At 58.8% G+C, this 19,736-nt stretch carries 19 protein-coding genes and 1 pseudogene; 7 read left to right on the top strand and 13 right to left on the bottom strand.

Translation table 11 applies throughout. From position 1 onward, the window contains the following. Window positions 1-66: 66 nt before the first annotated feature. A complete protein-coding gene (locus ACQZ45_RS19525) occupies window positions 67-831 on the top strand; it encodes an IclR family transcriptional regulator (RefSeq protein ID WP_013761249.1) in 765 nt (254 codons plus the stop codon). Here ACQZ45_RS19525 and ACQZ45_RS19520 read toward each other — a convergent pair. Continuing rightward, window positions 804-1,478, bottom strand: coding sequence for a TetR/AcrR family transcriptional regulator (locus tag ACQZ45_RS19520; RefSeq protein ID WP_025596084.1), 675 nt, complete (start codon window positions 1,476-1,478; stop codon window positions 804-806). The genes ACQZ45_RS19525 and ACQZ45_RS19520 overlap by 28 nt on opposite strands. A 159-nt stretch (window positions 1,479-1,637) precedes the next feature. On the opposite strand from ACQZ45_RS19520, the gene ACQZ45_RS19515 reads away from it, so the two are divergent. Together ACQZ45_RS19515 and ACQZ45_RS19510 are read left to right on the top strand one after the other, a co-directional pair. Further along, entirely contained in the window at window positions 1,638-3,731 is a 2,094-nt protein-coding gene (locus tag ACQZ45_RS19515; RefSeq protein WP_421445000.1) for a hydantoinase/oxoprolinase family protein, read from the top strand. Window positions 3,732-3,733: 2 nt separating this feature from the next. Continuing rightward, complete coding sequence (locus ACQZ45_RS19510; protein ID WP_247643662.1) at window positions 3,734-5,308, top strand: hydantoinase B/oxoprolinase family protein; 1,575 nt, start codon at window positions 3,734-3,736, stop codon at window positions 5,306-5,308. 166 nt (window positions 5,309-5,474) lie between these two features. On the opposite strand, the gene ACQZ45_RS19505 is transcribed toward ACQZ45_RS19510, so the two are convergent. Continuing rightward, the gene (locus ACQZ45_RS19505) at window positions 5,475-5,993 is read right to left on the bottom strand and encodes an Lrp/AsnC family transcriptional regulator (protein WP_025596086.1); all 519 of its coding nucleotides are present in this window, start codon (window positions 5,991-5,993) and stop codon (window positions 5,475-5,477) included. A 160-nt stretch (window positions 5,994-6,153) separates the two neighbouring features. On the opposite strand from ACQZ45_RS19505, the gene ACQZ45_RS19500 reads away from it, so the two are divergent. After that, window positions 6,154-6,720: a PPC domain-containing DNA-binding protein gene (locus ACQZ45_RS19500; protein WP_025596087.1), complete on the top strand. Its 567-nt coding sequence runs from the start codon at window positions 6,154-6,156 to the stop codon at window positions 6,718-6,720. Next, on the top strand, window positions 6,707-7,114 hold the full coding sequence (locus ACQZ45_RS19495) for a PPC domain-containing DNA-binding protein (RefSeq protein ID WP_003508265.1): 408 nt from the start codon (window positions 6,707-6,709) through the stop codon (window positions 7,112-7,114). The genes ACQZ45_RS19500 and ACQZ45_RS19495 overlap by 14 nt, the downstream gene beginning before the upstream one ends. A 38-nt stretch (window positions 7,115-7,152) precedes the next feature. On the opposite strand, the gene ACQZ45_RS19490 is transcribed toward ACQZ45_RS19495, so the two are convergent. The 11 genes from ACQZ45_RS19490 to ACQZ45_RS19440 all read right to left on the bottom strand — a co-directional run bounded on the left by ACQZ45_RS19490 (window position 7,153) and on the right by ACQZ45_RS19440 (window position 18,771). Then, window positions 7,153-8,046 carry a PPC domain-containing DNA-binding protein gene (locus ACQZ45_RS19490; protein ID WP_112286048.1) on the bottom strand — a complete coding sequence of 298 codons (894 nt, stop codon included), beginning with the start codon at window positions 8,044-8,046 and terminating at the stop codon, window positions 7,153-7,155. Continuing rightward, complete coding sequence (locus ACQZ45_RS19485) at window positions 8,043-8,822, bottom strand: SDR family NAD(P)-dependent oxidoreductase (RefSeq protein WP_111800455.1); 780 nt, start codon at window positions 8,820-8,822, stop codon at window positions 8,043-8,045. Before ACQZ45_RS19485 ends, ACQZ45_RS19490 begins: the two co-directional genes overlap by 4 nt. A 31-nt stretch (window positions 8,823-8,853) precedes the next feature. Beyond that, window positions 8,854-10,494, bottom strand: a complete 1,641-nt coding sequence (locus tag ACQZ45_RS19480) for an acyl-CoA synthetase (protein ID WP_448742496.1) — start codon at window positions 10,492-10,494, stop codon at window positions 8,854-8,856. Then, window positions 10,491-11,660 carry an acetyl-CoA acetyltransferase gene (locus ACQZ45_RS19475; protein ID WP_065688963.1) on the bottom strand — a complete coding sequence of 390 codons (1,170 nt, stop codon included), beginning with the start codon at window positions 11,658-11,660 and terminating at the stop codon, window positions 10,491-10,493. The genes ACQZ45_RS19480 and ACQZ45_RS19475 overlap by 4 nt, the downstream gene beginning before the upstream one ends. After that, a complete protein-coding gene (locus tag ACQZ45_RS19470) occupies window positions 11,657-12,517 on the bottom strand; it encodes an IclR family transcriptional regulator (RefSeq protein ID WP_065688964.1) in 861 nt (286 codons plus the stop codon). Before ACQZ45_RS19470 ends, ACQZ45_RS19475 begins: the two co-directional genes overlap by 4 nt. A 1-nt stretch (window position 12,518) precedes the next feature. Then, window positions 12,519-13,322, bottom strand: a complete 804-nt coding sequence (locus ACQZ45_RS19465; RefSeq protein ID WP_164876661.1) for an SDR family NAD(P)-dependent oxidoreductase — start codon at window positions 13,320-13,322, stop codon at window positions 12,519-12,521. A gap of 76 nt (window positions 13,323-13,398) precedes the next feature. Further along, window positions 13,399-14,409, bottom strand: a complete 1,011-nt coding sequence (locus ACQZ45_RS19460; RefSeq protein WP_003517515.1) for a TRAP transporter substrate-binding protein — start codon at window positions 14,407-14,409, stop codon at window positions 13,399-13,401. Window positions 14,410-14,474: 65 nt separating this feature from the next. Beyond that, a complete protein-coding gene (locus tag ACQZ45_RS19455; protein WP_448742495.1) occupies window positions 14,475-16,352 on the bottom strand; it encodes a TRAP transporter large permease subunit in 1,878 nt (625 codons plus the stop codon). Between the two features lie 756 nt (window positions 16,353-17,108). Further along, window positions 17,109-17,918 (bottom strand): cyclase family protein, encoded by an 810-nt coding sequence (locus ACQZ45_RS19450; protein ID WP_112960285.1) that lies wholly within the window; start codon window positions 17,916-17,918, stop codon window positions 17,109-17,111. Between the two features lie 300 nt (window positions 17,919-18,218). Further along, entirely contained in the window at window positions 18,219-18,377 is a 159-nt protein-coding gene (locus ACQZ45_RS19445) for a hypothetical protein (protein WP_162723857.1), read from the bottom strand. After that, a complete protein-coding gene (locus ACQZ45_RS19440) occupies window positions 18,355-18,771 on the bottom strand; it encodes an organic hydroperoxide resistance protein (RefSeq protein WP_112960286.1) in 417 nt (138 codons plus the stop codon). The genes ACQZ45_RS19445 and ACQZ45_RS19440 overlap by 23 nt, the downstream gene beginning before the upstream one ends. A gap of 563 nt (window positions 18,772-19,334) precedes the next feature. On the opposite strand from ACQZ45_RS19440, the gene ACQZ45_RS19435 reads away from it, so the two are divergent. Beyond that, window positions 19,335-19,583 (top strand): type II toxin-antitoxin system VapB family antitoxin, encoded by a 249-nt coding sequence (locus ACQZ45_RS19435; RefSeq protein ID WP_448742494.1) that lies wholly within the window; start codon window positions 19,335-19,337, stop codon window positions 19,581-19,583. Further along, a pseudogene (locus ACQZ45_RS19430) lies at window positions 19,580-19,702 on the top strand (type II toxin-antitoxin system VapC family toxin); the annotation flags it as partial. The gene ACQZ45_RS19435 and the pseudogene ACQZ45_RS19430, both read left to right, overlap by 4 nt. Window positions 19,703-19,736: the final 34 nt, after the last annotated feature.

Below are 19,736 nucleotides of genomic sequence, written 5' to 3'. Positions count from 1 at the left end.
TGCCTAATCCAGTTCCAATTATCGGATTTTAATGAATGATATATTCACCGAAACCCAGGGGACAGCATGGCAAAGCAATCGTCCAGCAATGTCGAACGCGGTGCGGAAATTCTTCTGGCGCTAGGCAATGCGGGTGTCGGCGGCATGAGCCTTGCTGAAATCGCAGATGGGATCGGTGACGCTAAATCGGCGGTGCATCGGGCTCTGACGGGACTGTCTCATTACGGTTTTGTTGAGCAGAGCGGTCGGCGCGGCAACTACAGGCTGGGGAGCGCGATTTATGCGCTGGCGCAGCGCGTGCCAGGTATTGGTGATCTGGTCGATCTTTTCCGTCCGGCGCTTATTTCCATCACCGCCGGCACAAACATATCAAGTTTTCTCATGGCGCGGTCGGGTTTCGAATCTGTTTGCCTCGATTTCCAGCTCAGCGCAGCGCCGGTCCAACCCTTGCTTTCGGGCGTGGGCGGGCGTCTGCCGCTTGGTATCGGCCATGCCGGGGTTTGCATGATGGCGCGGCTGGACAGGGAATCCCGCGAACGCATCCTCGAAATCAACGCCCCGCATTACGAACAATGGCAGATCGAAACGGATACCATCCGCGCCGAGATCGAGATGTTCCTTGAAAAAGGCTATGTGATCGGTACGCGCAAGGCGGCGGGGTACGAGGTCTGGACGCTTTCCTTTGCGCCCGCGCCCGGTGACAATCGTTATGGCGAAACCGGGGTTTCACTGCTTGCGCTGGCCAACAGCGTTTCGGATGACGAGGCACAGCGCTGCGTCGCGCTGATGTCTGAAGCACTGCCCTACAAGTGGTCCGGCCTTAACGCGTAACGCCGGATCATTTCCTGGATATGGGCAAGGCGCGCGCTGCGCGCCGGTTCAGCAAGAACGTCCCGCCCGAAGGTAAAGCGGATGGTGTGTGCCGTGGAGACCGTGGCCCAGCACAGATTCGAGATTGACAGCCATAACTCGACAGGGTCCAACCGAGGGCGAAACACGCCAGCTGTGGCGCCACGCTCCAGAATGCCTGCCACCATCCGGGAAATATTTCCGGCATATACCGTTTCGGGCTCCGATTCGCGGATGTTCTCGCCACCGTGCAGGTTCTCGATGCCGACAAGCGTCAGGAAGCCCTGATTGTTCCGGTAGTAGTCAAAGGTGAACTCCACAAGCCGGTCGAGCGCAGCAACCGGATCCGAAGGCATCGCCAGCGATTCCTCTGCATCGCGCATCGCCCGGTAAGCGTCTTCCAGCACATGCCGGAACAACACTTCCTTGCGGGAAAAATGCCGATAGACAAGTGCCTTGTTAACGCCAGCCGAATAGGCGATAGCCTCGATATTTGCACCTTCCAGACCGTGCGCAACGAATTCGCCTGCCGCAGCCACAAGAATGGCCTTGCGGGTGCGCGAGGTGCGCGCCGCGTGTGATCCTGGCGGCTTTTCCTTCACCTTTGTTGCCTGCGGCCTGTCGTTCATTCATGTCGTCCTTCCGTGGCCGGTGAATATCATCTTTGCCTCGTCTTGTCCTCTCTTCGGCAAGGAACGAATTTTGCAGCGTTATCGCCAACAGCTCTTTACAGCTCCCGTTGCTTCTGTTTTTGTAACGCCAACGTTACTGTTACACAAGAGGCAGTTATGACCCCGCATATACGTGTCGCATCCGACGTCGGCGGAACTTTCACCGACAGCATTGCCTATGACGAGACGACGAGAACCATCACCGTCTCGAAGGTATCGACCACGCCGGTCAACCGTGCGCTCGGCACACTTGAAGGCCTGCGAAAGGCCCTGGGCCTGCAGGGCGCGAGCGGTGCGGATGTTGCGTATGTGGGACATGGCATGACAACGGCAACCAATGCCGTGATCCAGCGCAATGGCGCAAAGACGGCATTTCTCACCAATCACGGCTTTCGCGATCTCCTTGAAATCGGCCGCCAGAACCGTCCGACGCTGTTCGATCTGACCAGGGTGAAGCCTGAACCGTTGGTGCCGCGCGAACTTTGTTTTACGGCGCGGGGCCGTATTCTGCCGACAGGTAAAGAGTTGCAGCCGCTCGACGAGGCCGATGTGCGCGCGGCTGGTGAAGCGATGAAGGCGGCTGGCGTCGAGGCCGTCGCCATCCTTTTTCTCCACTCTTACGCCAATCCCTCCCATGAGTTGCGGGCGCGCGATATTCTGGCTGAAGTCCTCCCACATGTGGCAATTTCCGCTTCGGTCGAGGTGAATGCTGAATTCCGCGAATACGAGCGCGGCTCGACGGCGGTGCTCAATGCCTATCTTCGTCCGGTCATGGACCGTTATCTGTCTTCGCTCTCCGGTATGTTGCAGGATGAGAAGGAAGGGCTGGGCCTTGGTCGCGACCGTCCGGTTATGGTGATGGATGCGGCCGGTGGACTGATGAGCCTCGAAGGAGCGCGCCTCAAGCCCGTCCATACCGTTCTATCCGGCCCCGCCGGTGGTGTAGTCGCCAGCGCGCATGTGGCTATGCTGGCAGGTATTCCCGATATCATCACCATGGATATTGGTGGAACGTCCACGGATATCAGTCTCATCCGGGCTGGACGGCCGGAAATCACCCGTTCGGCCAGTCTCGAAACCGTGCCGATTCGCCTGCCGGTTATCGATATCAATGCTATCGGTGCGGGCGGTGGTTCCATTGCCTGGATTGATGACGGTGGGGCGTTGCGTGCGGGGCCGATGAGCGCCGAGGCGGTGCCGGGCCCCGTTTGCTATCGTCGCGGTGGAACGTTGCCGACAGTTACCGATGCCAATCTTTTGCTGGGGCGGTTCTCGCCGCAATCGCGTCTGGGCGGTTCGATGACACTTGATCTGGATGGGGCCCATAAAGCCATCAACGATGTCATTGCACAACCACTTGGTCTTGATGTCTATGAGGCGGCGGCAGGAATATTGCGCGTAGCCCATGCCAACATTGTTCGGGGCATCCGCGTTGTGTCCGTGGAACGTGGTTATGATCCACGTGATTTCGCGCTTGTGCCATTCGGCGGTGCGGGACCGATGCATGGCAGCCCCGTAGCCCGCGAACTCAAGATGCCGCGTGTAATGGTGCCGCCGACCCCTGGCATTCTGTGTGCGCTGGGACAGCTGATTTCAGACCTGCGCCACGATTTCGTCGAAACACACGTCGTCCCCTATGCCGCCAATGGCGAAGCTGAAGCGGCTTTGCGCATCAAGCGCCTGACTGACCGCGCCGACGGCCATCTCGATCATGATGGCGTCGAGCCGGACCGGCGCGACGTGGAAATACGCATCGACATGCGCTATCAGGGCCAGTCGTTTGAACTGTCAGTGACGGTGAATCCCGGCGAACCCTGTTGGTGGGCCGACCTTCCTCACCGGTTTCATGCCGCGCACCGGGCCCGCTTCGGTCATGCTGACGAAAATGCCGCAATCGAGATCGCCGGCTTCGGCGTCACAGGTATCGGCCGCATCAAAACGCCGGTGCTTCCCGAACTCGACGACGGAGGCCCTGTGCCCGACGACGATGCCCTGACCGGCGAACGCCCGGTCTATTACGAGCCTGGCGATACCGGCGCGCGTGGCGCCTTCTATAAGGCGGCGGTCTACGCCCGGGAAAAGCTCAAGGCTGGCAACATGATATTCGGCCCCGCCATTATCGAGGAAGTTTCTTCGACCACCGTTCTTTATCCTGCCGACCGTCTCACGGTTCACAAATCAGGCAGTCTGATCGTTGAGGTAGCAGAATGACCATGTTTGATCCGATCCGTCTCGAAGTTCTGCGAAATGCCCTGGAAGCAACCGCGCAGGAAATGGGCGTCGTGCTGAAATGCACTGCCTTTTCGCCCAACATTAAAGAACGCATGGACGCATCCTGCGCAATCTTCAACGCGAATGCGGAGCTGGTCGCGCAGGCCGAGCACGTACCGGTGCATCTTGGTTCCATGCTGAGGGCCGTTGCGCCGACACTTGCACAGTTGCCACCGCTCAAGGAAGGCGATGTCGTCATCGTCAACGACCCTTTCGTTGCCGGCGCGCATCTGCCCGACATCACGTTGATAGCTCCGGTTTTCGCCGCAGGTGAACTCGTTGCGCACGTGGCAAGCCGCGCGCACCATTCGGATGTCGGAGGCATGGAGCCCGGTTCGATGCCCGGCAGCTCAACAGAGATCTTCCAGGAGGGCCTGATCATTCCGCCAGTCCTGCTTTACGACGGAGGTGCGGAACAGGCCGGTATCATGCGCATGGTGCTTGCCAATGTGCGCACGCCGGAAGAGAGGCGCGGTGATCTCAATGCCCAGTTGGCGGCTCTCAGGATCGGGGAGACCCGCCTGCAGGAAATGGTGGGGCGTTTCGGTGTCGATGGGCTGAAACAGGGCCTGTCGGCCATTCTTGACTATTCCGAGCGGCGCATGCTGAAGCGCCTCGCTGAGTTGCCGCCCGGCCGCTACGAGGCCGAGGACTGGCTGGATGACGATGGATCAAACCCGGAAAAAGTCCTGATCAAGGTTGCAGTCGATGTTGCGCCCGACCGTCTGGTATTCGATTTTGCAGGAACCGCGCCGCAGCGGCGTGGTAATGTCAATGCGGTCAAGCCGATGACGCATTCGGCGGTGTTCTACGCCATCAAGATACTGACCGACGCAACGCTTCCGCCAAATGCCGGCGTGTTGCGTCCAGTCGAAATTCACATTCCGCAGGGCTGTTTCCTCGATGCCCAGCCGCCGGCCGCCGTCTGCGCGGGCAATACTGAAACCACGCAACGCGTGGCAGACACGGTACTGCGCGCCTTTGCGCTTATCGCGCCCGATCGCATCGCCGCCGCCAGTCAGGGGACGATGAACCTGATCGGCATTGGTGGACGTGATCCCCGAAGCGGAAGGCCCTATACCTATATCGAGACGATTGGCGGGGGGCAGGGCGGCCGTCCCTATGGTGCAGGCATGCATGGCGTGCACGCAAATATGTCGAACACGCTCAACACCCCGATCGAGGCGCTTGAAATCAGCTATCCGCTGCGTATCGAACGTTACGAGCTGCGCCAGGGATCGGGCGGGACGGGGCACCATGCCGGCGGCGAAGGCCTGATACGCGCCATTACAGCGGTGGATCACGAGGCGCGTGTTTCACTTCAATCCGACCGTCGGATCACTGGTCCTTACGGTCTGCATGGCGGTGACGCCGGCGCGACGGGACAAAACTCGGTCATCGATGCGGCCGGCGTTGCGACACCCCTAGCCGGCAAAGGCTCGGTAACGCTTTCGTCTGGAGAAACGGTCGTCGTGGAAACGCCCGGCGGCGGCGGCTGGGGGAGGGTTCCGGTTTAGATCGAATAGAGACGCTACAGTCTCCCGCATACCTTGGACATCTGCGATCTTCTGCGGCACGCCATTGCCCCGAAACGACAATTTCAAGTCGGTTCAGCCACCAGCTGAGGAACGAAGGGGGGGGCGCAAACGCGACTACTACCTTTTTACCTGCAATCCGCTGCCGCTATCTTGCCGGCACGCGGCCGGTGCCAGTCGCCTCTATTGATGGAGGTTCGGGGTCGGGTACGACTGATAATGTGTGTTTGAGGCATTTAAGTGCGAAACAGGATCGGGAGTGGCGTACACCCTCGATCTTGTAGAGCTTCCGGCGCAGAAACTGCTCGTAGCCTGCGGTTCCTGCCACCGCCACCTTGATGAGATAATCATATTCGCCTGTCGTCAGATAGGCTTCCAGCACCTCCGGAAGAGCGGCCATCGCCTCTCCGAAGCGTTCCAGAACCTCGTCGTCGTGGCGCTCCAGCATCACCTCGATGATAACAGTTTCGCTCAGTCCAAGCTTGGCCTGATCGAGAATGGCGGTATAGCCGCGAATGACCCCTTCGTCTTCCAGCCGCTTGACACGCTGCCAGCAGGGACTGGGCGACAACCCCACCTTTTCCGAAAGCTCCGCATTGCTCAACCTGCCGTTCTCCAGCAGGGTGCGCAATATCTTGCGGTCAATTCTGTCCAGCGGTTTCGTCATCCCCGGTCTCCACACAATACGTTGCAAAAATCTGCCGTCACTGCGGCAGACTGCGAAAGAAATGTTTTCCGACGGGCGGTTTGGCGCTGGCATTCGAAAGCACCTTCCGTTGATTTTTAAGTACCGTACTGCAAGGTACAGGCAGCAGGGAGGAGCAGGCGTGGCACCCGTAGAACAGCATCATTTTCCAAGGCCAAGAACGTTGATCCATCCCGGCATTTCCTCGCCGGTGCGCATCAACAGCCTGCACTCGCCATCCGCGCGCCACGTGCGGCTGTTCATTGCGGCGGGCCGCAGTCTTTACGATGGAATCGTGCAGCCGCTTTTTGAAAACGGCATTGAGAATGCCTCGCTCACCATTCTTGGCGGCTATTTCGACATATTGTCCTATTGCGTCGCCCCGCCCGACCCTTCCGGCAAGGCGGTCATTGCCTATACGAAACCGATCGACGCCGGTGCAGCCTGGCTTGTGTTCGGCAATGCTACGCTCGGGCGCAGCATGAAGGGCGAGCCAATTGTTCATTGTCATGCCGCCATGCGCACCGCGGCAGGTGTGGTCAAGGGCGGCCATCTGCTGACTGAATCCTGTATTGTTGGCGAGAGCGGCGTTTCCGCCCTGGTGACCTCACTAGACAGTTTCGTGCTGCAGCAGTCCTTCGACCCTGAAACCAACATTCCCCTTCTTCAACCCAGGAACCGTACGGAGCGCGCCGATGAACACGCATAACACTGTCGAAATCGGATCCATGGGGCGTGTGGCCTATGCCCGCATCGCACCCAATGAAGACCTTGTTCTCGGTGTCGAAAAACTGTGCCTTGCCGAAGGTTTCAGAAATGCCTTTGTGCGCGGCGCGCTGGGCAGTCTGGTCGATGCCTGTCTCGGCACCCGCAGCGGCGCGTTCTTGCAAATACGCGGTCCCGCCGTGGAAATCGTCTCCATTGCCGGCGAAGTGCGTGCCCAGCCCGACGGCTCGCTGCGCGCCTCGCTGACCGGTGTCGTCGCCGATACCGAAGGCTCGGTTTATGGCGGTCCCTTTATCGCCGGAGCTAACCCGGTTTGCATGACTTTTGAAGTGACGCTGGAAGAGTGGTTGCCTGCGGAAAAGCCGCAGGCGGCGTGAGTTGTCGTCAGGCGGGCCGGTGAGTTGCTCAGCGCAACTCATGCGGCGCGCCCCTGTCTTTCGGTCAGAAGTAGCTCGAAAGTAACGCAGACCGGGTTCTTGCCGCGCACCAGCCGCCCGCCGCTGATATGTGTGGTGAGGTCCACCATCGCAATATCCAGCATTGCTTGTCGGTCTCCCGACGCGGCCGTGCCGATACGGCCGTTTCTTATGAGGATTTCGCTCGCGTAGGCAGTGAGGATTGTTCCGTCTTCATAATCCGCACCGACCAGGCTGCCAATTCCATTGACTTCGGCTTCTCGCAGACCAAACTGGGTAGAGACCTCTTCGAGTGCCGTGCATATATCGGTATTGGGGCGCACTGTGCATAAAAGTGCCCGAAGACCCGAACCCTTCTGGCGGCGCTGCTGCGCGATGGGTGTAAAAAGGGGGAAATTGCTTTCCTCATCCTTTTGCACATCAAGGATCGCTCCATCTAGCGCCAGAGCTTCAAGCGTTGTTTCTACAGCAAATTCGGTCTCAAAAGGCAGCAGATGCCCCATGGAGACAACGCCGTCGGCACTCTTCCATGAACCATGGCAATGCAGAAACGGCGCGCTATCACGCCGGCCCATATGCAGGCCGGCATCGATGATTGTGCCACCCGGCATGGAAAAGGTTTCGCTGTACCAAGCGGCATGTGCGTCATCCGGTGCGGCTGCCGGCATGACATAATGCAGCCGTTTCATCGGTACGTTCTTCAGTCTGACGTAACCACCTTCGAACCCCAACTCCGCAAAGGCATCGGCAATCGCTTCATTGGCGCTTACGCCGGGCCGGACCGTCAGAGTAACAGGATAGGCATGGCAGCCGACGGCGCGAAAGCGTTCAGGCGTTATCGGTCCGGGATGGACGATGTGGCGGGGAAGCTCTTGCGTGCCTGTCTCCGTCATACCGCAAGCCCCGCGGTAATGAAGCCCCCATCCACGGCGAGTACCTGTCCGTTGATGTAGCTTGCGTCATCCGACACGAGGAAAGCCACGGCAGAGGCGATCTCGTCCGTCCTGCCATAGCGATGCATCGGAACGCGGCTATGCCATTGGTCGCGAACATTTTCAGTATGAACCGCCTGGGTGAGGGGGGTATCGACCGGACCGGGCGCAATCGCGTTGACACGAATGCCCGATTGCCCCAGCTCGTTTGCCATTACCATCGTCAAAAGATTGACGCCGCCTTTCGAAGCGCCATAGGCGCTGCGGCCACGATTTCCACACATGCCGGAAACAGAGCTGATATTCACGATCGAGCCGGCAATATCGCGCTCCAGCCAGTAACGTGCGGCAGTGCGCGCTACCGCGAAGCTGCCGACGAGATTGACATCAACGATACGGCGAAATTCTTCGACGCTTGTGTCGACGGACAGCTTGTCGATACCGATGCCGGCGCTGTTGACGACGGCGACCAGATCAACCGCATGATCGGAATCTCCCGCGGTCAGGGCGGCGAAAGCCATCTCTATCGATGCCTCGTCCGCAACGTTGCAGACGATGCCGCGCGAGAGATCGATACCGAGCTTTTCGCAGGCTATATCCAGCGCCTCGCGCTTGAGATCCAGCAACCATGGCTGCCAGCCGCGCGCCATCAGGAGCTGCGCAGTGGAGAAACCGATGCCGGATGCACCGCCGGTGATCGCGACGGCCCCTTTTGTCCCTGTTTTCTCTTGTGTCATACCGTCTCCTCCCGATTGAATGTCACGCCTGTCAGCCTGTCCGCTTTTCTTCGAAAGCCGGCATCTGACCGCGTTTCTCCAGTTCCTCGCGGATCATTTTCTTGGTGATCTTGCCGTAGGCGGATTTCGGCATGGCATCCCAGAACACCACTGATTTCGGCAGTTTGTAGCGGGCCATCTTGCCTTCCAGATAGGCCTTCAGATCGATGGCGGCGATATCCGCGCCCTCGCGGGCCACGCACACGGCCACACCGACCTCGCCCCACACCGCGTCCGGCACACCCAGAACCGCAGTCTCGCTGATGTCAGGATGCATGAGGATTTTTTCCTCGATTTCACGCGGATAGATGTTCGAGCCGCCGGAAATATACATGTCGGAGGCGCGCCCGGTGATGTAGAGGAAGCCGTTCTCATCGCGATGACCAAGGTCGCCCGTGCGGAACCAGCCATTGCGGAAGGCTTTGGCATTTGCCTCGGGATTATCGTAGTAGCCGGCGAAAACGGCGGGACCGATTACACAAATTTCGCCGGTTTCGCCTGCGCCAACTTCCTCGCCCGCATCGTTCTGGATCTGCACTTCCATGCCGGTGCGGTCGAAGCCGCAGGTGCCGATACGCGTTTCCGGACCGTCCTCGGCGTTATGAAAAGAAGGCGGCAGCACGGTGATGTTACCGGTGACTTCACCCAAGCCGAAATATTGCACCAGCACCGGGCCGAGCTTTGCAAGCGCCCGTTTCTGGTCCGCGCGATACATCGGCGCGCCGGCATAGATGACATAGCGCAGTGAGGAGTGATCGAAACTATCCACAGAGGGGTCTTCGACAAGCATTTTAAGAATGGTCGGTACAGTGAAGGCGTTGGTGATATGCCATTTTTCGATCAGCGCCCAGACGGCGGGCACATCGAGCTTTTCCGCCGCCGGCAGCACGGTTTTCGCGCCATGCGCCACCTGCACCAGCTGGTGAATGCCCGCACCGTGTGAAAGCGGGGCAACGACGATGGAGGCGTCGTCCGGTCCGGTGCCGGGCATCAGATCGCAGAGATGGTTGGTGATGACGAACGCCATCTGGCCATGGGTAAGCACTGCAGCCTTGGGCCGGCCGGTGGTGCCCGAGGTGAAGAAGAACCAACACGGGTCATCCCGATCCACTGCCTGGCTTTTGACTTTGCGCCCCATATGACGGGCCACGATGGCATCGTAATCCTCACCGAACTCAGCCGTACCGATGGCGATGCTGAAATCGATCGTGCTTGCCTCATGGCTGGCTTTTGCATGATCGGGAAAAGCACTGGCACAAATCATGCCGCGTGCGCCGCTGGCCTTCGCCAGATAGGCAACTTCATCGGGCGATTGACGGTAATTGGTCGGCACCCACACCGCGCCCACGCGGAAGCATGCGAACATGGATTCGAACATCTGATTGTTGTTGGAGGACTGCACCAGAATGCGATCCCCCTTTCTGACGCCGAATTCAGTCTCCAGCGCATGGGCCATTGCGTCGACGCGGGCTTCCATTTGAGCCCAGCTCCAAGTCTTTTCACCCCAGACGAAACCGATATGGTCCGGGTTGCGGCGTGCCGCCTGCGTCAGGAAATGCGAGAGGTTCATCACCCGCGTGGTGGAGGGCGCAACCCCGCCCGCGGGATGCTGCACGGCACTTTGCATCGTCATTTCACACGCTCCATGATCGAGACGTAATTGGCAACCGCCGTGCCCCCCATGTTGAACACGCCAGCCAGGGAGGCATTGGGAATTTGCATGTCGCCTGCCTCGCCCATCAATTGCATCGCCGCCATGACATGCATGGAAACGCCGGTCGCTCCGACGGGATGACCTTTCGATTTCAATCCACCCGATGGGTTGATTGGCAGGCGTCCGGTCTTCAGCGCCGTTCCATCCTGGACAACGCGATATCCTTCACCGGGCTTCGCAAGCCCCATGGCCTCATATTCGATAAGTTCGGCAATGGTGAAGCAGTCGTGCGTTTCAACGAAAGAGAGGTCGTCGAGCGTTGCGCCGGCAAGTTCCAGCGAGCCGGCCCAGGCGCGGCGCGCGCCTTCGAAGGCCAACGGATCGCGACGGCTCAATGCCATGATGTCGTTGACATGCTTGCGGCCCCGGAAACCGATGGCGCGGTTGAGTGTGGCTGCCGTTTCCTCGTCGGCCAAAATGATTGCGGCAGCGCCATCAGAAATCAGCGAGCAGTCGGTGCGGCGCAGCGGGCCGGCGACGTAGGGGTTCTTGTCCGAAACCGTATTGCAAAAATCGAAGCCGAAATCCTTGCGCATATGGGCATAGGGATTGACCGCGCCATTGGCGTGGTTCTTTGCGGCAATCATCGCCAGCTCTTCGGAGCGGTCGCCGTAGCGCTGGAAATATGCCTGTGCGATGCGGCCGAACTGGCCGGCAAACCCGCCGGGAATATTGGCCTCCTCTGCACGGTAACAGGCGGAGAGCAGGATTTCGCCTACCTCTGCGGTCGGCAGCGCCGTCATTTTTTCGGCGCCGACAACGAGTGCGATGCGGCCGCGCCCGGCTTCGATGAAGTCCATGGCGCTATAGAGGGCGGCCGATCCTGTTGAGCAGGCATTTTCGAAACGCACTGCCGGCGTATAGGCGAGGCGCTCATCGCTCATCGCTACCAGGGCGCCCTGAAAATCCTGTTTCGAGAAGCCATTGTTCATCACGCCGACGAAAATGCCGTCGATATCGCTGACATCGACGCCCGCATGGTCTATGGCCGGCGCCACGACCGAAGCCATCAGTTGCTCGGTATTTTCAAGGGCCGACTTGCCGAAAGGCGAATGCGCCCAGCCGACGATCTGCGCTTTGCTCATTTGCTCGTTCTCCTCGTTTGCCGTTTCGTGTCGCCTTCACCGCGCGTGCGGGCGCGGCTGGCCATCATTTCTGCGATGCGTGTCTCGATTCGGGTTACTTCCTCGCGCAGCAGCGCTGCGAGTTCCGGCTGGCGCTCCGGCCGCATGCGGCTGTCCACAGCGGCAATGCTCAACGCTCCCGCTAACGCGCCATCAGGCGCGCGGATGGCAACGCCAATACCCCAGGAATTAGAAAGGATCAGGCCGGGGTTTAGCGAATAGCCATTGGCTCTCGTCAACTCGACATCACGGCGCAGGCCCTCAAGCGTGATGCCGGGATAATTAGCGGCAATAAGCCCGCTATTGGCCGCAATGATACTTTCCACCTCGGCGTCCGGCAGCGCTGCCAGCATGGCGAGCGAACCCGCACCAATACCCAAGGGGTGTTCGAAACCGGCCTGAAGCGCATGGGTGCGCACCGGCCAGGTGCCTTCTTCGCGGTAAAGGCACAGGGCAAATGTATCACGGCGCACGGAAAGGAAGCTCGAATCTTCCGAGCGACGGGAAATGCGCGTCAGGCCGTCCTGCGCCATTTGAAGAAGGCCAAACCGGCGCGATGACAGGCTCCCCAGCACATAGGTTTCTTCGCCGAGGTAATAACGCCGCGTTTCCTCATCCTGCTCCACAAGGCCGGCGCGGATCAGAGCCAGCAGCAGGCGGCGGGCCGTCGGCTTGTTCAGTCCGCTTTCTGTCACGATGACCGAAAGCGCCACGCCGCGTTCCGCGTGCCTCCCGACCATTGAGAGCAGCGCCAGAGCCCGGTCCACCGCGCGCGCGCCCGTCAGATCTTTTTCTACCGGGATTGTTGTTGTTGCCATCTCAGGAAAACGCCCCCACCGCACAGCTTTGCCCGCCATCGACCGGCAAACAGACGCCGGTGATGAACTTAGCCTCATCAGATGCGAGAAAAACGGCGGCGCGGGCAATATCGAAGGCATCGCCCATGCGACCCACCGGGACAGCCGCATTGCGCGCCGCCACCATTTCCTCGACAGACGCATATTGATTGCTGATCTGCTTGTAGATCAGTGGGGTGTCGATCATTCCCGGAAGAATGCAATTGGCGCGAATGCCCTGCCGGGCATATTGCATGGCCAGCGCCACAGTCGCCTGATTTACAGCTGCCTTCATGGCGTAATAGGCAAAATAGGGATAGCCGGTCCAGCGAATGGAGGCGAGCGACGAGATATTGACAATCGCCCCGCCGCCCTGCGCCAACATCACCGGCAACACAGCCTTGGAGGTGCGATAAACGGAGCCGATATTGAGATCGACCGAGGCGCGAAAGCTTTCCTCATCCAGCTCAACCGGCCCGCCCATATGGGTCACGCCGACATTATTGTGCAGAATATCGATGCCACCAAAGGCCTCGCAGGTGCGGGCAACGGTGGCCGATACGGACTGTAGTTCAGTGACATCGGCGGCAACCGCAATCGCCTCCAAGCCTTCACGGCGAATGATCTCAGCCGTCTCTTCGGCTGCGTCAGCGGAGAGATCGACACAGGCTACGCGCGCGCCTTCGCGGGCAAATTGCACGGCCGCAGCCTTGCCGTTGCCAAAACCCGGCCCCGATGATCCTGCGCCAAACACAAGCGCGCGTTTTCCCGTCAGGCGACCTGTCAAAGCAGTCTCCATTCCAATCGTCAGACATAGTCGGGTTGGCCCCGCTACGGGCGGGGCCAGCTATTCAACGGGCCGGTCAGGTCAGGCTTGCACCAACGGCCTTTTCAAGAATGGCCCAGGCTTCATCGCCGTATTTGCCTTTCCACTCGGAATAGAAGCCTGCCTCTTTCAGCGCGGCGCGGAAGAGTGTCGCATCCGTGTCGTTGAAGGTCATGCCCTTGGAAATCAGATCTTCCTTGACCGAGGCATTTAGCTTCGCCACGTCGGCGCGTTCATCCTTGCCGGACTGGTTGAGGTTTTTGGCGACGATGGCGCGCAGGTCATCCGGCAAACGCTCCCAGGCGCGCTTGTTGGCCAGGAACCAGAACCCGTCCCACATGTGATTGGTGACCGAGCAGAATTTCTGCACTTCGAACAGCTTTGCGGTGGAAATGATCGCCAGCGGATTTTCCTGGCCATCGACCACACCGGTCTGCAGTGCAGTATAGACCTCGGCGAAATTGATCGAGGCAGGGGCGGATTTGAACGCCTTGAACATAGAGGTCCAGAGCGGGCTCACTGGCACGCGGATCTTGAAGCTTTCGAGATCGGCAGGCGTGGCGATGGGCTTGGAAGCGCTGGTGATCTGGCGGAAGCCGTTATCCCAGATGGTGTCCATGGCAACGAGATTCTGCTTGGCAATTTCGCCACGGACATATTTACCGAGATCGCCATCCATGGCCGCCCATACGGACTCGTAGTTCGGGAAGGCGAAACCGATGCCGCTGATGGATGCGTTCGGTACCAGCGTCGACAGGATCAGCGGCGAAAGCGTGAAGAATTCAACGCCTCCAGAGCGCACCTGGCTCAAAACGTCTGTGTCGGCACCCAACTGGCTGCTGGGGAAGATGCTGATATTGACCTGCCCATCGGTCTCCTTGGCGATACGCTCGGCGGCCTCCTTGGCGCGAATGTTCATCGGGTGCGCCGCAGGCAGATTATTGGCATATTTATAATTGTATTGGGCAGCGCGGGCGCGCGACACGAAGGCGGTGGCCAGTACGGCGGAACCGGCGCCGGCGAGTATGGTACGTCTGTTGATATTCATTGCTTTCTCCTCCCAAAATAAAGCAGTTATCATTCATCGGCGTGGCGGGCGTACCCGGTACGGTCTCAGAGCAGAATGGTCGAAAATCCGGGGATTGCTGCAATCAGCAGCAGGCCGATGATCATGGCTGCGAGATAGGGCCAGATGGCACCCATGGCTTCGTCTGGCGACACGTTGCCGATCTTGCAGGCGATGTAAAAGCCGATGCCGATGGGCGGCGCCATCAGGCCGATATTCATGGCGACCACCACGACCATCGAATAATGGATGTCATTGATGCCAAGCGTGCGGGCGATCGGGAACATGATCGGCGCGAGCAGAACGATTGCTGGCAGTCCTTCCAGGACGCAGCCCAGGATCATGAAAATCAGGATCGACACGACCATGTAGGTCATCCAGCCGCCCGGAAGATCGGTAATCATCGCGGTCAGCTGGAAAGCAAAGCCGCTCTGCGTCAGCGCCCAGGCCATGGCCGATGCACAGCCGAGGATCAGCAGGATCGCCCCTGAAAGGGCTGCCGTCTCGACCAGCATCGAATAAAGCTTCCTGAGGCTGATGCCGCCATAAAGCACTGCGCCGACGATCATGGCGTAGAGCACGGCAATAGTGGAGACTTCGGTTGCCGTGGCGACACCGCCGCCGACCAGGCTGCGGATAAGGAAGGGCAGAACGAGCGCCGGTGCGGCAATCAGGGCTGCCTTGCCGACCTGCGGCCATGGCGTTCGCTTTGCGCCTTCCATGTTTTCATCCCGCGCCTTCCAGCGGGCCAGAACGGCCAGCACCAGAAGCAGTACCATTGCAATCATGAAACCGGAGGTGAAGAGGCCGGCAATAGACACACCTGCCGCGGAACCCAGAACGATCAGCACGATTGAGGGCGGAACCGTATCGGCCATGGCGGCGCCGGTGGCCAGAAGCGCGATCATTTCCTTGGGTTTGTGGCCACGGCGCTTCATTTCCGGAAATAGCGCCGGTGCGACGGTTGCCATATCAGAAACCTTGGAGCCGGAAATGCCGGAGACAAGAAACAGAGAACCGAGCAGAACATAGGACATGCCCGCGCGAATGTGGCCAAACATCGAGGAGAGAAGCTCGACAATCGCCTTACCCATGCCGGTTGCATCGAGCACGCAGCCCAGCAGCACGAAGACTGGCACTGACAACAGAATGATGCCGGACATGCCCTCATCCATGCGCCCGATCATCACAATGGTCGGAACCCAGGTGGTGAAGGTCAGATAGGCGAGGGTTCCAAGGCCGAAGCAGAAGGCAATCGGAACACCCAGCACCAGAAATACCGCAACGAACAGGCCGAGGAAGATCGCCAGATTAAAATTGCCGAGGGATTCCAGCATCGGCGATGCCAGATAGAGCAGGCCGGAGGCAACCCCGACCGTTACAAGGGCCGCAATGATATCGCGCAGATTTTCTCGTCGGAAGAGATTGTTGAGCACCAAAAGCAGCATAAGACAGGCGCCGACCGGCAGCGCCGCAGCGCGAAACGACATCGGAATATTCAGCGCCGCTGACGTGACCACCCACTCCTCGATGGCGTATTCCATGGCGGGCTTGATGATTGCCGCAAGAAATGTCGCCACCAGCACCAGTGCCAGGGAATTGATATAGCCCAGAACACGTTGGGGAAACATGTTAAGAAACAGCGTGAGGCGCAGGTGTTCACTGCGATCGATGGCGATTGCCGCGCCCAGCATGGCAAACCACAGAAAGCACAAGGACGCCGTTTCATCGATCCAGACAATCGGCAGATGCAGGGCATAACGTGACGTCACGCCCAGCAGAAGCAGGCCGATCATCACCGCCAGCAGCACCGCCGCCACGGCCTCGATGGGGCGCATGAACCAGGAGCCTGTTACCTGTCCGGTGTGCAACAGTTCGCCATCGAGTACAAATACGTCGTCATTCGCGTTTGCGGTCATGGTCATCGGGGCCTCCTCTCCCACAGAACAACCTTCGCAATGAACATGTCTGCAAAACAGGATGTCCGTGCCACGACCGCGACATCAGGATAGCTGTTGTTGCCAGACAGGCCAGACCCCTCCAAAGGTCTGAATGTATCGGGATATTGCCTCCACAATATGGACCGTTACAAAATCATGTATTCGGGATACACAGGAAAATTCATGAAATCAACAGTAAATATACGGATTTATGCAGTTAATTTGCGCATCTATAAGGTCCATATAGTGGATCATACTTGATTGGAGCCCTCATTCCTCATGATCGCCTTGCAGCGCGGCACCTCGTTCAAAGGCCAGTCAATGCAAATCGTGCCTACCGATTAGAGCAGGTCGCCAGACATCCGGGACGCCCGCGTCGCGTTACAGAGAGCCGGAAAACATGTCTGCCTGGCCTTAACTGGCGGGGGTGGGAAGAGCTGCGACGTGACGACCGCTGGGCGCAAAAGGAAAAAGTGACGGTGGTGCGCCTGAGCCCTCCCTAAACGGCAATACAGGCGTCGATTATCTATCGAAACCTTCCCTTGCGGTGGTTTCTTGACCTAACGTTATGCGGCAAGAAAATATGTTCTTCGCGACGTCACCGCTTGGAATTCTTCCTGGCAAGCGCGGGGCGAAGCATCGCCCAGCCTTTCCTCGAAGACTGCGGCGGATGCTGAGCGGATTGATCTGATGCGGCAGGTAAGCGGTTGCTGGGTCCGGGGGCGCCCCGCCATGCTGCGCTCAGACCAGAGCCAGAATGCGGGCCGGACCACCCGTTCCGCCTCGATGTGCAGGCGCACCGACGACGATTGTCGCGCCCTTTACTGGCAAAGCCTCAAGGTTGTTGAGGCCTTCGATGCCGTAGCGCCCTGCCGGGAGCCAGGAATTGTGAACTGCGAAATCGGCGGAGTTGCCAGGATCAAGCGAGAGCGTGTCGACACCGATTGCGACCGTATCGTGCTTGAGCAGAAGGTCGGTTGCCGACTTGCCGAAACCGGGGAAGGCAAATTTTCCGGCGTCGTCATTGCGGAAGGAGGGGCTCTTTACTCTGGTTGCCCAGCCGGAGCGCAGAGCGACGATCGAACCTGCCGGGATGTCGCCATTTGCGGATATCCAGCGCTCGATGTCTTCGGCCTCGATCGTGGAATTGGCATCCTCTTTTGCGCGGTCTGTGATGTCTATGATGACCAGCGGCGCGACAAGTTTCTGCGGTTCCAACTGATCGACACTCGCCCCGTCGGCGCTGAAGTGGAAAGGTGCGTCAATATGCGTTCCGGTATGTTCGTAGATCGTGAGTTTGTGGAGCTGATAACCGTCCTTGGCTATCTGAGCTGCCCACTCGTATTCTATGCCCGGCTTGCCATCGAATGTAGGGAATGTGGAATCATATGTATGTGTGAGATCGATAACCTGTCTGGGTGTTTGCGCAAGCACCGGGGCCGCGAGGCTGCCAGCCGTCATCGCCGTTACACCGACCACGGCGCCCTTGAACAGCAAGCGTCGCGACAGCATGTTCTTTTTCACGTTCTCGATCACGCAATGGTTGCACATACCTTAGTCCCTCCAGTGAAAATCCCTGATCGCAACCGTAGCGCAACGATGGAGTGACGCAAGACATGACCTTCCCTGATTTTTGACCCGTGTTCAGATGGCGTCTTCGGCAGCCCTGCGTCCATAGGCAGTACCCGCTTGCCCACCGGCAGGCCGGTCTCCGATATCGTGAAAGGGTGGTGGACAGATTGTCCGCTTGCCGCAGGGCGTTGCGCAACGCGACTGCGTTACCAAGAGGGATGGCAGGAAGAAGTGTTGGCGAAAACGGCCGCGGCGGGGCGCCGAGCCGTTTCCTTGAGGTCAGATCGATGAAACCGCGCCCAGAAGTCCCGCAAGCGGCGAGGGCTCGTCGGATGTTGCGTCATATACGCATGGCACTGCAAATATCGCCGCAAACACGATGGCGATGGCAAGCGCGCGGGCGGAAACCATCGGCTTAAGCGAGAATGAGCGTAACATCGATGTTCCCCCTGGTTGCCTTCGAATAGGGGCAGATCTGGTGGGCATCGTCTATTATCGTCTGCGCGATGGGACGATCGATACCGGGCAGGCTGACAGTCAGGCGAGCCTGCAGAAAGAATTCGCCACCCGTCGTGCCGAGGTCAACCTCCGCATCGACAGTGGTGTCGGCGGGAAGCCGGAGCTGGTGTTTTGCCGCCGCCTTTGTCATCGCGCCGATGAAACATGCCGACCAGCCTGCCGCAAAAAGCTGCTCGGGATTCGTGCCCGGCTTTCCGCTGCCCGGAGGGGAAAGCTTGATGCCAAGCGCGCCATCGTCGCTTTGCGCAGATCCGTCGCGCCCACCGATCGTGTGGGTCTTGCCGGTATAAAGAACAGTCTCGATCTTGGTCACGGGAGGTTCCTTTCATTTTGCCGCTGTTGCGGCGTTTCGTGATAGGAGCTTTGTGACGGATCGGCGTATCCGGCATGTTTCCGGAAACTGCAAAACTGTATCGAAAAGTATCGTTGTTACTGGTCTTCAGTCGCCAACTTTTCGATATTTTGGTGGGAGTTCTGCGGTGGCCAGGTCGGCGGCCCGTTTGGGGTCCTGCTATGGATTGGCGGCTTGCCGTTTTACCATGGTTTTTTCGCGCATTTTTCAGGTGCTTTGTGCAGATAAGGAATGCGTGAGAAAATGACCGATTGTAAGCGTGTATGAGCTAAGTACAACGTCACCAGGCTCGAAATGCGGCGTTCGGTGAAGCCATGACAAAACCTGCATCAAAAGCACTTTGGCGGCCCTCTGCGGCAGAAATTGCTTAAAGTATGGTGTTCGAGGATGGGATGTGTTGGCCTCCACGCGGAACGAACACGCATGATGACCAAACCACGGGGCGCCAAATCAGCAATACTAGATAGCCATCTCGATGGCCATTTCAATTTGAGTTACTGTGGATCCAGAGAAAGGAGCACTCAATGGTAACACTGCGACTATCCGTCCGCAGTTCCAAAGCGCGCGACCTCGCCCATAAGCTAGCCCGCCGAGAAAATCGCACGATTGCCGATATCGTCGAGCGCGCGCTCGAAACCTATGAGGCTCGTGAGGCAGGACGTGAACCCGCTGCGAAATTCTATAGTCGTCTTTCATCGCAGCCGGGTACGGATATCGATTTCGACGGTATCATCGATGAAAACAGACGCGCTCATAAAGGCGTCGAGCTTTGATTTTTCTCGACACGAATTTGATGTCGGAGACTTTGAGGAAAGCTGCCGATTCTGCGGTCATAGCATGGCTGGTTCGTCACGACGCCGAATCGGCATTGCCGACGGTTGCAGTTGCTGAGAGGCGCAGACCATCTGGCGAAGTGCTTACTTCAA

The sequence above is a fragment of the Agrobacterium sp. 16-2014-1-2a genome, assembly GCF_053522705.1.
This window is presented reverse-complemented; position numbering and strand designations above follow the sequence as displayed.

Bases quoted from the DNA above. Each gene is read 5' to 3' on its own strand.
- ACQZ45_RS19480 (WP_448742496.1), bottom strand. From the start codon at position 10,494: ATGACGATGCAAAGTGCCGTGCAGCATCCCGCGGGCGGGGTTGCGCCC.
- ACQZ45_RS19460 (WP_003517515.1), bottom strand. From the start codon at position 14,409: ATGAATATCAACAGACGTACCATACTCGCCGGCGCCGGTTCCGCCGTA.
- ACQZ45_RS19435 (WP_448742494.1), top strand. From the start codon at position 19,335: ATGGTAACACTGCGACTATCCGTCCGCAGTTCCAAAGCGCGCGACCTC.
- ACQZ45_RS19520 (WP_025596084.1), bottom strand. From the start codon at position 1,478: ATGAACGACAGGCCGCAGGCAACAAAGGTGAAGGAAAAGCCGCCAGGA.
- ACQZ45_RS19470 (WP_065688964.1), bottom strand. From the start codon at position 12,517: ATGGCAACAACAACAATCCCGGTAGAAAAAGATCTGACGGGCGCGCGC.
- ACQZ45_RS19515 (WP_421445000.1), top strand. From the start codon at position 1,638: ATGACCCCGCATATACGTGTCGCATCCGACGTCGGCGGAACTTTCACC.
- ACQZ45_RS19510 (WP_247643662.1), top strand. From the start codon at position 3,734: ATGTTTGATCCGATCCGTCTCGAAGTTCTGCGAAATGCCCTGGAAGCA.
- ACQZ45_RS19485 (WP_111800455.1), bottom strand. From the start codon at position 8,822: ATGACACAAGAGAAAACAGGGACAAAAGGGGCCGTCGCGATCACCGGC.
- ACQZ45_RS19505 (WP_025596086.1), bottom strand. From the start codon at position 5,993: ATGACGAAACCGCTGGACAGAATTGACCGCAAGATATTGCGCACCCTG.
- ACQZ45_RS19475 (WP_065688963.1), bottom strand. From the start codon at position 11,660: ATGAGCAAAGCGCAGATCGTCGGCTGGGCGCATTCGCCTTTCGGCAAG.
- ACQZ45_RS19455 (WP_448742495.1), bottom strand. From the start codon at position 16,352: ATGACCATGACCGCAAACGCGAATGACGACGTATTTGTACTCGATGGC.
- ACQZ45_RS19525 (WP_013761249.1), top strand. From the start codon at position 67: ATGGCAAAGCAATCGTCCAGCAATGTCGAACGCGGTGCGGAAATTCTT.
- ACQZ45_RS19490 (WP_112286048.1), bottom strand. From the start codon at position 8,046: ATGACGGAGACAGGCACGCAAGAGCTTCCCCGCCACATCGTCCATCCC.
- ACQZ45_RS19450 (WP_112960285.1), bottom strand. From the start codon at position 17,918: ATGTGCAACCATTGCGTGATCGAGAACGTGAAAAAGAACATGCTGTCG.
- ACQZ45_RS19495 (WP_003508265.1), top strand. From the start codon at position 6,707: ATGAACACGCATAACACTGTCGAAATCGGATCCATGGGGCGTGTGGCC.
- ACQZ45_RS19445 (WP_162723857.1), bottom strand. From the start codon at position 18,377: ATGTTACGCTCATTCTCGCTTAAGCCGATGGTTTCCGCCCGCGCGCTT.